At 67.7% G+C, this 12766-nt stretch carries 12 protein-coding genes; all 12 read right to left on the bottom strand.

Going from position 1 to position 12766, the window contains the following annotated elements:
* Positions 1-55: 55 nt before the first annotated feature.
* The 12 genes from AAG816_RS00855 to AAG816_RS00800 all read right to left on the bottom strand — a co-directional run bounded on the left by AAG816_RS00855 (position 56) and on the right by AAG816_RS00800 (position 12760).
* Positions 56-964, bottom strand: coding sequence for a sugar ABC transporter substrate-binding protein (locus tag AAG816_RS00855; protein ID WP_341987560.1), 909 nt, complete (start codon positions 962-964; stop codon positions 56-58).
* Between the two features lie 125 nt (positions 965-1089).
* The gene (locus AAG816_RS00850) at positions 1090-2073 is read right to left on the bottom strand and encodes an ABC transporter permease (RefSeq protein ID WP_341987400.1); all 984 of its coding nucleotides are present in this window, start codon (positions 2071-2073) and stop codon (positions 1090-1092) included.
* On the bottom strand, positions 2070-3020 hold the full coding sequence (locus AAG816_RS00845; protein WP_341987399.1) for an ABC transporter permease: 951 nt from the start codon (positions 3018-3020) through the stop codon (positions 2070-2072). The genes AAG816_RS00850 and AAG816_RS00845 overlap by 4 nt, the downstream gene beginning before the upstream one ends.
* Positions 3017-4558 (bottom strand): sugar ABC transporter ATP-binding protein, encoded by a 1542-nt coding sequence (locus AAG816_RS00840; protein WP_341987398.1) that lies wholly within the window; start codon positions 4556-4558, stop codon positions 3017-3019. The genes AAG816_RS00845 and AAG816_RS00840 overlap by 4 nt, the downstream gene beginning before the upstream one ends.
* The gene (locus tag AAG816_RS00835; RefSeq protein ID WP_341987559.1) at positions 4555-5940 is read right to left on the bottom strand and encodes an FAD-linked oxidase C-terminal domain-containing protein; all 1386 of its coding nucleotides are present in this window, start codon (positions 5938-5940) and stop codon (positions 4555-4557) included. Before AAG816_RS00835 ends, AAG816_RS00840 begins: the two co-directional genes overlap by 4 nt.
* A gap of 128 nt (positions 5941-6068) precedes the next feature.
* Positions 6069-6356: a YciI family protein gene (locus AAG816_RS00830; RefSeq protein ID WP_341987397.1), complete on the bottom strand. Its 288-nt coding sequence runs from the start codon at positions 6354-6356 to the stop codon at positions 6069-6071.
* Positions 6357-6386: 30 nt separating this feature from the next.
* Positions 6387-7271: an intradiol ring-cleavage dioxygenase gene (locus AAG816_RS00825; RefSeq protein WP_341987396.1), complete on the bottom strand. Its 885-nt coding sequence runs from the start codon at positions 7269-7271 to the stop codon at positions 6387-6389.
* Positions 7268-8179, bottom strand: coding sequence for an NAD(P)-dependent oxidoreductase (locus AAG816_RS00820; RefSeq protein ID WP_341987395.1), 912 nt, complete (start codon positions 8177-8179; stop codon positions 7268-7270). Before AAG816_RS00820 ends, AAG816_RS00825 begins: the two co-directional genes overlap by 4 nt.
* Positions 8176-9570 (bottom strand): amidohydrolase family protein, encoded by a 1395-nt coding sequence (locus AAG816_RS00815; RefSeq protein ID WP_341987394.1) that lies wholly within the window; start codon positions 9568-9570, stop codon positions 8176-8178. Before AAG816_RS00815 ends, AAG816_RS00820 begins: the two co-directional genes overlap by 4 nt.
* Positions 9571-9579: 9 nt before the next feature.
* Positions 9580-10644, bottom strand: a complete 1065-nt coding sequence (locus AAG816_RS00810) for a maleylacetate reductase (RefSeq protein WP_341987393.1) — start codon at positions 10642-10644, stop codon at positions 9580-9582.
* Between the two features lie 131 nt (positions 10645-10775).
* A complete protein-coding gene (gene pcaF, locus AAG816_RS00805) occupies positions 10776-11984 on the bottom strand; it encodes a 3-oxoadipyl-CoA thiolase (protein WP_341987392.1) in 1209 nt (402 codons plus the stop codon).
* The gene (locus AAG816_RS00800) at positions 11981-12760 is read right to left on the bottom strand and encodes a CoA-transferase subunit beta (protein ID WP_341987558.1); all 780 of its coding nucleotides are present in this window, start codon (positions 12758-12760) and stop codon (positions 11981-11983) included. The genes pcaF and AAG816_RS00800 overlap by 4 nt, the downstream gene beginning before the upstream one ends.
* Positions 12761-12766: the final 6 nt, after the last annotated feature.

The following is a 12766-nucleotide window of genomic DNA, read 5'->3' as shown; positions in this document are numbered from 1 at the left end:
CACTGCCCTTCCGCGAGAGCGGTGCGGGCGCCCTTCAGCGCCCGCACCAGGATCGTCAGTTCATGCTGTAGGGCGCGCAGGTCCGGCTCTCCAGGGGCACGTCGTAGGCGCCATAGTTGGTCTTATCGACCACCACCGGCGCCAGCACGATTTCCGTCTTCACCGGCTCCTTGCGCAGGGCGCGGATGGCCGTCTGCGTGCCCAGGCAGCCTTGGTTGAATCCGCCGTAATCGCCGGTCGCCAGCATCTTGCCGGCCTTGATGGCGTCGATGGCCTCCTTGGTGCCGTTCACGCCCACCACCAGTGCCTTGCGGCCCGCGCCATCGAGCGCCTCGATGGCGCCCGTGGCCATGGCATCATTGGCGGCCAGCACGCCGTCGATCTGCGGATAGGATTGCAGCAAATTCTCGGTCACCTGCAATGCCTGAAGGCGCTGGTAATTGGCGGGCTGCGAGGACAACAGCTTCACGCCGGGGGCTTCCTTCACCGCCTCATTGAAGCCACGCACCCGGTCGATGGAGGTGAGCGAACCCTTCACCCCCTCCAGGATCACCACATTGCCCTTGCCGTTCATCGCTTTGATGAGATAGCGGCCGGTGGCGAGGCCGAGATTGTAGTCGTCAGCGCCAACGAAGGCCACGAACTTGCCCCCGGCGCTGCGGTCGGTGACGTTGACCACCGGGATCTTGGCATCGTTGATCTTCTCGGCCCCCGGCACCATGGCCTTGTAGTCCACCGGAATGAAGACGATGGCGTCCGGCTTCTTGACGATCACATCCTCGATCTGACTGAGCTGCTCGGGAATGCTGTCCGGCTTGGTGGGGATGTAGTGGATCACCTTCGCCCCCAACTGCTTGGCCGCGGAATCCGCCCCCATGCGCACCGCCAGGAAATAGGGATTGGTCTGGTTCTTGGTGAAGACCGCAATGGTCTCGCCATCGGCATGGGCAGCGCCGGCCATCATGCCGGCGCAGGCCGCGCCCAGCAGCAAGGATCGCACGAAGGTCTTGGTCGTTGGCGTCGTCATTTTGTCCTCCCGGTGATTGTTTTGGGGTGTTGAAGATGCCGGTCTTGCTGCCGGCATTTGGGTTAGGCCTTCTCGCTGCTCCGACCGCCGGTCTTGATGTCGATCCAGACGGCGAAGATGACGATGGCGCCGGTGACCAAGGGTTGCCAGTTGGCGCTGACACCCAGGATGTTCATGCCGTTCAGCACGAGGGTAAGGATCAGCGCCCCGATCAGCGTGCCGGACACCGTCCCCACGCCGCCGAACAGCGAGGCGCCGCCGATCAGCGCCGCTGCGATCGCCGGCAAGGTGAGACTGTCGCCGATGTCGCCTTCGGCCGAGTTGAGCCGCGCCAGGAACACCAGCGAGGCAAGCCCCGCCATCGCGCCGGAGATGGCATAGACCAGAACGAGGCGCTTCATCACCGGAATGCCCGACAGGTGCGCCGCCACCGGATTGGCGCCGATGGCATAGATCTGCTGCCCGTAGGTGGTGCGCTGGGTGAAGATGCTGCCGATGGCGAGGAACACCACCATCAGGAACACCGGCACCGGAACGCCCCACAGATAGCCCGAGCCCAGCGCCCGGAACTCCGGCGGGAAGCCGTGGATGGTCTCGCCGGCCATGTAATAATAGGTCAGGCCATGAATGATCCACATGGTGCCGTAGGTGGCGATGAAAGCGGGAATGCGCAGGCTGGTCACCAGCACCCCGTTCACCAGGCCCACCAGCGTGCCGGTTCCCAGCCCCACCAGCCCGCCCAGCCAGGGCGAGCCGGTCGCCTTCATCACCGTTGCGGCCAAGCACGCTGACAAGGCGATGTTGGCGCCGATGGACAGGTCCAGCCCGCCGGTGAGGATCACCAGCGTGAGGCCCGAGGCCATGAAGAACAGCAGGCTCGCCTGCCGCAGCACATTGATGATGTTGGCAAACGACAGGAAGGCGTCGGTAGTGAGCGACAGCGCGAGGCAGATCAGCCCCGCCGCCAGCAACCGATAGGCCAGCCGCACCAGATCCTGCGAGACGGCGAAGGCGGGCGCGGGGCGTCGGATGTCGAGGGTGCTCATGGCTTGCTCCGCAGCGCGTCGATGAACAGGGCGAGGATGACGAGGACGCCGATGCAGGCCACCTGCACCGAGGAGGGCAGCGCCAGCAGGTTGAGCCCGTTGCGCAGCACGCCCACCGCCAGAACGCCCAGCAGCGTGCCGAACAGCCAGCCATTGCCGCGCTCGAACGATGTCCCCCCCACCGCCACCGCCGCAATGGCATCGAACTCCATGCCCAGCGCAGCGGTCGGGTGACCTGAGCTCATGCGCGCGGTGAGCAGCAGCGCCGCCAGCCCGGCCATGAAGCCGCCCAGGGCATAGACCGCCACCAGCACCCGCGTGTCGCGGATGCCGGCCAGCTTCAGCGCCTCGCGATTGCCGCCCAGGGCTGGGATGTAGGTGCCGAAGCGGGTGTGGTAGAGCAGTCCGTGGAAGGCCAAATAGACGACGATGGCGATGATCACCGGGATGGGGATGCCACCGAACGTGCCGGAATAGATCATCCGCACCTCCCGCGGGATGCCCACCACGCTCTGACCATCGCTGACGATCAGGGCTAGCCCCTGGGCAGCGCCCAGGGTGCCGAGCGTGGCAACGAAGGGTGGGATGCCCAGATGCGCCACCAATCCCCCATTCACCACACCGAACGCCACGCCGACCGCGAGGCCGGCACCAAGCCCCAGCAGCATTGACCCCGTGCTCACCACCACCAGGGCCAGAACCACCGAAGCCAGCGTGAGCACCGCGCCGATGGACAGGTCGAGCCCTTCGGTCATGATGATCAGCGTCATCGGCAAGGCCAGCATCAGGAGGATGGTGGACTGCATCAGCACATTGGAGAGGTTGGGCAGACTGGTGAAGCCCGGCGCGGCGATGGCGAAGACCAGCAGCAGCGCCACCAGAACCACCGCTACACCCGGCACGGTCGCGAGCCTGAAGCTACGCGCGGAAACAGCCATGTCGCTCATTGGTGCATCCCCAATCTGACGATGTTCTCTTCGGTCAAGTCCGCCCGGGCGAGTTCGCCCGCGACCCTGCCGGCGCGCATCACATAGGCGCGGTCGCACACATGGACGATCTCCGACTGCTCGGAGGAGATCATCAGCACGGCGGCCCCGGCCTTCACCAGCCCATCGATCAAGGCGAAGATTTCCGCCTTGGCACCCACGTCGATGCCGCGGGTGGGTTCGTCGAAGATGAACAATTGCGCCTGTGCGGCCAGCCATTTACCGATGACCACCTTCTGCTGGTTGCCACCGGACAACACCTTCACCGTTCGCCGCGAATTGGGCGTGGCGATGCGCAGCCGCTGCACCAAGTCATCCGCCTCGCGGCGCGCGAGACCGGGTTGGAATACCCCGCTGGGGAACAGGCGCCCCAGGGCGGAGACCAGCAGATTGTCGCCCACCGAGCGGATGAGGGCGAGGCCCTGGGTCTTGCGGCTTTCCGGGATCAAGGCGATGCCCGACCGCGCCGCCTGTTCCGGGCCGCCGCTGCGCAGCTTGCCGAACACCCGCACCTCGCCGGACACCACCTTGTCGGCCCCGAAGATGGCCCGCGCCACCTCGGTGCGCCCGGAGCCCACCAGCCCGCACAGGCCGACGATCTCGCCCGCCCGCACGGTCAGGTTCACATCCGTGATGCCGGTCTCTGCGGTGAGGCCGCGCACGTCCAGCACCACATCGCCCGGCGCCGTACAGAAGTCGCGGCCATAGGTGGTGTCCACCACCCGCCCGACCATGAGGCGCACCAGATCGTCCGCATTGGTCTCGGCCGGCAGAACGCTGCCCACCTTGCGCCCGTCCCGCAGCACGGTGATGCGGTCGCCCAGTTCGAACACCTCGGCCATGCGATGGGAGATGTAGACCAGCGCCACCCCATCCGCCTGGAGCTTGCGCACCATGGCAAACAGCCGCTCGGTCTCGCGGTCCGACAGGGCCGCCGTCGGCTCGTCCATGACCAGGATGCGCGCATTCTGGGAGAGCGCCTTGGCGATCTCCACCATCTGCTGCTGCGCCACGCCCAGGGTATGCACCAGGGTGCGGGTGTCGATGTCCATGCCGATCTGGTCCAGCACCCGCCGCGCCTCCGCATGCAGGCGTCTGGTATCGACGGTGCCAGGAATGCGGCCAGGGAACTCGCGGCCGAGAAAGATGTTCTGGGCGATGTCCAGATAGGGAACGAGCGAAAATTCCTGGAAGATCACGGCGATCCCCAGACGGCGGGCATCGGCGGGCCCGGTGATCTCCACCTGTTGCCCGCGATGAAAGAACGCGCCGCCGTCGGGGCGATAGGCGCCGCAAAGGACCTTCATCAGCGAGGACTTCCCCGCCCCGTTCTCGCCCAGCAGCATGTGGACCTCTCCCGGCCACACCGCAAAGGACACGTCGTCCAGTGCCTTGACGCCGGGAAAGGTCTTCGAAATGCCGCGCAATTCCAGCAGCGGGGTCGGCTCCGGTGTAACCATGGGCGGCGGCTCCCAGGCCGGTTCGAACGCAGCGGTCATGGGGTGCCCTCCGGTGCGGCGGCGGCGAAGATCTTGCCGGGATTCATCAATCCCTGAGGGTCCAGCGCCCGCTTGATGAGACGCATCACATCCACCGCCTCGCCCAGTTCCTCCCGCAGGAAATCCATCTTGCCGAGGCCGATGCCGTGTTCGCCGGTACAGGTGCCGCCCATGGCCATGGCCCGGCGCACCAGCCGCGCATGGAAGGCCTTGGCCCGGGCAAGCTCGGCGGCGTCATCCGGATCGATCATGATGTTGCAGTGGAAATTTCCGTCGCCCACGTGCCCGACAATGGGCGCCACCAGGCCCGTGGCGAGGATGTCGCGCTTGGTTTCCACCACGCATTCCGCGAGGCGCGAGATGGGCACGCAGACGTCGGTTACGAAACCGCGCGCGCCCGGTCGCAGCGCCTGGGCGGCATAGAGCGTGTTGTCCCGCGCCAGCCACAGGCGGCTACGGTCCTCCGGGCGAATGGCCCAGGCGAAGTCCTGGCCGCCGTGCTCCCGCGCCACTGCCTGCGCCAGGGCCGCCTGCTCGGCGACGCCGGCGTCGGTGCCGTGGAATTCATAGAACAGGGTCGGCGCTTCGGCATAAGTAAGGCCGGCGTGACGGTTCACGCCGCGCATCATCACCTCGTCCAGCAGTTCGATGCGGGCGATGGGCACGCCCGCCTGAATGGTGGCGATGACGCTGTCGACCGCCCCCTCCAGGGTCTCGAATGCACACACGGCCGAGGAGATCGCCTCCGGCACCGGATAGAGCTTCAGGGTGAGTTCGGTAATGATGCCGAGCGTGCCCTCGGCGCCCACGAACAGGCGGGTGAGGTCGTAGCCGGCGGAGGTCTTGCGGGCGCGGCTGGCAGTGCGGATCACCCGCGCGTCGGGGGTCACCACCTCCAGGGCGATCACATTGTCCTTCATGGTGCCGTAGCGCACCGCCAGCGTCCCCGATGCGCGGGTGGAGGCCATGCCGCCGAGTGAGGCATCGGCACCGGGATCATTGGGGAAGAACAGACCGGTATCGCGCAATTGCGCATTCAGCGCCTTGCGGCGGATGCCGGGCTGGATGCGGCAGTCCATGTCGGCGGCATTGACCTCGACGAGGCGGTCCATGCGGCTCATGTCGAGGCAGACGCCACCGGCCACCGCCGCGGTCTGGCCCTCCAGCGCCGTGCCGGCACCGAACGCCACCATGGGCAGCCCCGCCGCACCGCACAGCGCCACGATGCGCGCCACCTCCTGGGTACTCTCGGGGAACACCACCAGATCGGGCGCCGCCGCGGCGTGATAGGCCTCGCTGCGCCCGTGTTGCTCGACGATGCCGCGCGCGTCGCTGGCGCGCTCACCCATGAAATCGCGCAATTGGCGCGTCACAGATGCCATGCCCAAGTGCAGGCTCACTGTCCGTCCTCCCTGTTGGTGTCACGGCCCATTTGCGGGCTCTGTGATGACGGAGCGGGTGCGCCCGCTCCGGGCCCGGCTGTTGGCGCAGCCGGAAGGTCGGGCTGTCGTCAGCCGTGGCGCTTGATGAACGCGGTGATCGAGACCTGAGCCCAGATGCCGATGGTGTGGAATGGGTCGGCATGGTGGAAGGCCTCCACCGTCGCCCTGTCGGGGGCTTCCACCACAAACATGGAGCCCTTGGCGGTGGCGCCGTCGTCTTCCACCAGCGGGCCGGACATGAGGACGTTCACGCCGAATTTCGACGTGTCGGACAGGAAGGCCTTATGGGCCTCGTAATGGGCCAGCCGGGTCTGGAGGGCGCCGGGCTTATCCAGCGCATGGATCACGAACAGCATGAATACACTTCCTTTTCTGGCTGGTTCGGCTCAGGCCGCACGGGTCGCCGCGTGGTGCTGGAGGCCGAAGTCATAGTGCAGATGGTGGTAGGGTTCGGGCATCTCCCGGCCATCGGGCGCCGTGCCCGCCGGCTGAAGTGCAAAGTCACGGATCAAGCTGTCCTTCACCCCGAACACCGCATCGGAATCCAGATACGGATCGCCGTCCACGAACACGTGCGTGATCAGCGTCTCGAAGCCCGGCGCGGCGATCATGAAATGCACATGGGCGGGCCGATAGGGATGGCGGCCCTGTGCCTCCAGCATCTGCCCCACCGGCCCATCATGGGGAATGGGGTAGAAGGCCGGCTTGATGGTCCAGAAGCTGAAGGCCCCGCGGGCATCGGTGAGGAAGCGCGCCCGCAGGGCATGGTCGCCGGCGATCTCGTCCAGATGCTGGACGTCGTAATAGCCATCCTGATCGGAATGCCAGATGTCGACGATCGCGCCCGCCAGAGGCGTGCCGTCGGCGCTGGCGACCGTGCCGGAGACCAAGAGCGGAACACCGGGAATGCCGGCGGAGATGTCCGTCCCGCTCCGCTTCACCGGCGGGTTCTCCACATAGAACGGCCCGAGCACGGTGGTCTCGGTGGCCCCGTCGGGAAAGCGGTGGTTGATGGCATCCACCAGCATGGAGACGCCCAGCGTATCGGACAAAAGAATGAATTCCTGCCGGGTGTCCGTGCACATGTGGCCGGTGCGGGTGAGGAAATCGATGGCGTAGGTCCATTCCGCCTGGGTCAGCTCCACATCCCGCACGAAGGCATGGAGATGGCGCACCAAAGAGGTGCTGATCTGCTGGATGCGCGGATCGGCACAGCCGGCTAGGCGGCCCACCACTTCTTCGGTAATGGTGCCTTCATTCAGGTTTCTCATTGTCCGTCCTCCAGCGGCAGGTCCGGCTCTTGCAGGCCGGCGAGGCGTTCAGCGTGCATCACGGTGGCGATGAAATCGGTGTCGCCCTCCCCCTGGGCGATGAGCGCGCTGTAGGTCTCGCGCATCTGCGCCGCCAACGGCGCGGAAACGTTGGTGCCATGGGCGGCGCCGAGGATCAGGTCCAGGTCCTTGGCCATCTGGCGGCAGGAAAAGGTGGAGGAGAAATCCCGCGCCGCTAGGGGCGGCACCTTGTATTTCACCATGGGAGACGCGATCGCGCTCTGCTCCAGCACGCTCAGCATGTCGCCATAGGCAATGCCGCCCTTGCGGCCGAGAGCGAGGGCTTCGGCCATCATGCCGGCGGAGACGGCGATCATCAGATTGACCGCAAGCTTGGCGTAGCGCGCCTGCTCGTCGATGCCGAGCCAGGTCTGGGCACGGGTGAAGGCGGCGAGCAACGGGCGCAGGTGCTCGAACGCCTGCAACGGGCCTGACGCGAAACAGGTGAGCGTCCCCGCCTCCGCCAGCACCGGATTGCCCGACACCGGCAACCGCACATAGGCAATGCCCCGTGCGTCCGCCGCCTGCGCCACGTCGGCGGAGGCCGCAGCGCTCACCGTGCTGGTTTCCGCGAGGATCGTCCCCTTGGCCATGCGCGCCAACACTCCGCCATCGCCCAGCAAGACGGCGCGCAACACGCCGTCATCCGGCAGCGAGGTGAACACGACGCCGCACTGCGCAGCCTGCACGAGGTCCGCGGCGGCAATGCCGCGTGCCGCCGCCAGTGCCAGCCGGCCCGCGTCGCGGTCGAAGCCACGCACCTGATGTCCGGCCGTCGCCAGTCGCGCCGCCATGGGCAGGCCCAGCTTGCCGAGACCGATCCAGCCAATCTCCGAATGCGCGCTCATGCGGCGTCCACTCCCCTGGGTTCTTGATTGCGGCCCTCAAGGCCGATGGCTGCAGCAAGACGTTGCCCGGCGGCGGCGAGCGCTGCGATCTTGGCATCTAGCTGCGGGGTGAGGAGCCGCCCGCCCCGCTTCACGAACCGCCCCGCGATCAGCACATGTTCGATATTGGCGAGGCTGGTCTGGGTGATGATGGAGGCCACCGGATCGTGCACCGGCTGCATGTTCAGGGCATCGGCCCGCACCACCACCACGTCCGCCTGCTTGCCCGGCGTGAGGGAGCCGATGCGGTGCTCCTGCCCCAGCATGCGGGCGCCCTCCAGCGTGATCCACGACAGCGCCTCGCGCACCGGTATGCTGGAGGTGGCGGGGATCTGCCCCTCGCGCCGGCGGCCCTCGGCATTGTCCAGCATGCGCTGGGTGTTGAGGGCCATGCGCGCCACGGTGAACATGTCGCCGGACAGCACAGATTCCAGGTCCACGCCCAGCGAGGGCGCGGCACCCAGCGCCCGCAGCCGGCCTGTGATCGGCGCCCCGTGGCCCTGGGCCATCTCATTCTCCGGCGTCACCGAGAACGAGCATCCCAGATCCACCAGCCGCGCCAGCATCTCGTCGGACAGGTCGTTGCCATGAACGATATTGATGCCGGGGCCCACCAGCCCTTCGTCCATCAGCGCCTGCCAGCCGCCCGGCGTCTTGGCCGGCCCACCGCCCTGGTGCATGGAGGCCACCAGGCCGAACTCACGGGCAAGACGGAAATCGTGCCGCGCCACGTCCAGGGTGGCGTAGTGCGGGCCAAGGATCGCAAGGCCGAGCGTCACCAGACCATCGCGATCCGCCAGTGGCCCCCGCATCAGGCGCTCCACCTCGGCGCGCGGGTGCGGCACCTCCGAGAAGTGCGGCTGTCCGGGCTTGGGATCGGGCTTGGGCGAACCGTGGAAAAAGGCGGCGCGGATGCCGCTCTCCTGCAAGCCGGCCACCGCCGCGTCGGTGTGGGCGGCGGTGGGATTGTTGTGGCACCAGTCCACCAAGGTCGTGGTGCCGCAATTGATCTGGTTCAGCGCGCCCACCAGGGTGGCGATATGGATGTCATCTGGGGTGAAATGGGTGGCGAGGCCCGCATGCATGCGGCGGAAATACTCTGGCAGCGTCCAATTGGCGGCGGCGCCCCGCAGCCCGGTCTGCCAGGTGTGCATATGGGCGTTGATGAGACCGGGAATGACGATGCAGCCGGTGCCGTCGATCACCTCGGCACCATCCACGCCCTCCAGGCGCGGGGCGAGCGCTGCGATGCGGCCGTCCTCCAGCAGCAGGTCGGCACGGGCAAAGTCGCCCAGCTTCGCATCCATGGTGAGGATGGTGGCGCCAGTGATGAGGATGCGGGGTGCGGCCATGATCGCGGCCTAGGATGCCAGCGGGCGGTCGCCCGCCCAGGCCCGCGCGATCAGATCACGCACCGCTCCGCGCTCGATCGGGCGCGGGTTCCAATAGGGGTTCCGCACCGCCAGATCCGCCGCTCGCTCGATGCCGTCCTGCGGCATGCCGAGATCGCGCAGCGCTTGCTTGACGCCCAGCCGCCCGGACAGATCGAACAGCCCCTGCGCCGCATCCTGTGCCCCAAGGGCGCGGGCGATGCGGCCCATGGCCTCTGGTGCCGCAGGCGCCGTATAGGCGGCGGCATGGGGCAGCACCACCGCATGGGTCTCGGCGTGGGGCAGGTCAAAGGTGCCGCCCAGCGTGTGGCAGAGCTTGTGATGCAGCGCCATGCCCACGGAGCCGAGGCACAGGCCGCAGAGCCACGCCCCATAAAGCGCCGCCGCCCGGGCCTCGCCATCGGCGGGATCGTCCATGATGCGCGGCAGCGCGCCGGACAGCGCCCGAATGCCTTCCTCCGCCATCAGCGAAATGATGGGGTTGCGGTCCTTGGCATAAAGCGCCTCCACCGCATGGGCGATGGCATTGAGGCCGGAGGTGGCGGACAGGCTGGCCGGCAGGGTCAGCGTGAGATCTACGTCATAGATCACCACTTCCGGCAGCACCTTCAGGGTGCGCTGGGTGGTTTTCACCCCGCCCGCGGTCTCGCCCAGAATGGGGGTCATCTCCGAGCCGGCATAGGTGGTGGGCAGGCAGATCTGCGGCAGGTCTGTGCGCAGGGCGATGGCCTTGCCCAAGCCGGTGGTGGAGCCGCCGCCGATCGCGACGGTGGCGTCAGCGTTCAGCTCCCGCACCACCGACAGGGCAGCCTCGGTGACATCAACCGGCGTATGCATGCGGGCGCCGGTGTGGATGCCGGCGATGCGATCCGGCGCCAGGGCCGCGATGTCGCGCGCCTGCGCCTCCTGCTGCGGGGTCGCCAGCACCAAAGCGCGCCGACACCCCAGCCGCTCCAGCTCGGCGGCCAGCTGGGTGCGCGTGCCAGCACCAAACACCACCCGGTTGGGTAGGGCATCATAGACGAACGGGTCCATTAACGGACCCTCCTGGCGGCAGGCGCACGGGGGCGCTGCCGGCCTGAGGCCTGCGGCATGGTCGATCCTCCCATTCCATCACGCGGGCATCTTCGACCCGTCGCGAAAACTGGCCTTGCGGACAGTCGGTCTTAAGTCACACGTTCCAGTGCCAGAGCGACGCCCTGGCCCACCCCCACGCACATGGTGGCAAGGCCATATCGACCGCCGCTCACCGTGAGTTGGCGCGCCACGGTGCCGGCGATGCGGGCACCGGACATGCCCAAGGGATGGCCCAACGCGATCGCGCCGCCGTTGACGTTCACATGCGCCGCATCGTCGGCGATGCCCAGTTGGCGCAGGCAGGCCAGCGCCTGACTGGCAAAAGCCTCGTTCAGCTCGATGGCGTCGTAATCCTTGGCGGCGATGCCCAGGCGCGCCTCCAGCTTCTGCACCGCGGGCACCGGCCCCATGCCCATGAGGCGCGGCGCCACCCCTGCAGAAGCCATGCCGAGGACGCGGGCCATGGGCGTCAGCCCATGGCGGGCCACTGCATCGGCGGAGGCCAGCAGCAGCGCCGCCGCACCGTCATTGACCCCGGAGGCGTTGCCGGCGGTCACGGTGCCATCGGCGCGCACGATGGGCTTGAGCTTGGCCAAGGTCTCGATGGTCGTATCCGGGCGGGGATGCTCGTCGGCGGACACCACCACCGGGGCCTTGCGATCCGGCACCGTGACCGGGATGATCTCGCCGTCGAAGAACCCCGCCTGCGCCGCCCGCCCGGCCCGCTGCTGCGAGCGCAAGGCGAAGGCATCCTGGTCGGCGCGGCTCACCTGGAACTCGTCCGCGACATTCTCGCCGGTCTCGGGCATGGCATCCACGCCATAGAGCGCCCGCATGGCCGGGTTCACGAACCGCCAGCCGATGGTGGTGTCATGGATCTCGGCGCTGCGCTGGAACGCGGTCTCGGCCTTGCCCATGACGAACGGCGCCCGGGTCATGCTTTCCACGCCGCCAGCGATGGCCAGATCGATCTCGCCGGCCCGGATTGCCCGCGCCGCCGCACCCACCGCATCCAGCCCGGAGGCGCACAGGCGGTTCAGCGTCACTCCCGGCACACTCTGCGGCAAGCCGGCCAGCAGCAGGGCCATGCGCGCCACGTTGCGATTGTCCTCGCCCGCCTGGTTGGCGCAGCCCAGGAACACCTCGTCCACCGCCTCGCCGAGACCGGCGTGTGACGCCATCAGCGCACGAATAGGCATCGCGGCCAGATCGTCGGCCCGCACCTTGGCCAGCGCGCCGCCAGAACGGCCGATGGGGGTGCGGGCGAAGCCGCAGAGATAGACGTCCGGCCCGCTCACGCGTCGGCTCCGTGGGCGCGGCGGGTGCGCTCGTCCAGGGCCCGCAGCACGTCCAGTTCCTGGGGGGTTGCGGGCGGCGTCTCCCCCACGGAGTCCGCGAACATCACCGGCCAGCCGCATGCGGCCCGCACCTGGTCCGCCGTGACGCCGGGGTGAAGGCTGGTGACGGTGAGTTCCCGCGTCACCGGGTTCGGCTCGAACACGCACAGGTCGGTGATCACCCGGGTCGGTCCCTTGGTGGTCACGCCCAGATCCCTGCGGGCGGTGCCGCCGGTACCGTGGCCATAGGAAGTGATGAAGGGCAGTTCCGGCACGAAGGCGCGCTTGCCCATGGCCATGGTGATGAAGATCTCGCCGCAATTGGTGGCGATCTCCGGCGCCCCGCCGCCGCCGGGCAGGCGAACCTTGGGATGATGATAGTCCCCCACCACCGTCGTATTGAGGTTGGCGAAGCGGTCAATCTGCGCCCCACCCAGAAAGCCGACGGTAATCCGACCGCCCTGCAGCCAATAGCGGAACATCTCCGGCACCGAGACCGTGGTCAAAGCGGTGTCGCACAGCTCACCGTCACCGATGGACAGCGGCAGAACCTCGGGCTTGGTGTCGATGGTGCCGGATTCATAGATCAAGGTGATGCCCGGCGCATGGGTGAGACGCGCCAGATTGCAGGCGGCGGAGGGGGCACCGATGCCGACGAAACAGACATCGTCATTGCGCAGCGCCCGGGCGGCGGCGATGGTCATGATCTCGGACGGGGTAGCGGGGGTCTGGGCCATGGCGCT

The sequence above is a fragment of the Azorhizobium sp. AG788 genome (assembly GCF_943371865.1).
Classification (GTDB): Bacteria; Pseudomonadota; Alphaproteobacteria; order Rhizobiales; family Xanthobacteraceae; genus Azorhizobium.
This window is presented reverse-complemented; position numbering and strand designations above follow the sequence as displayed.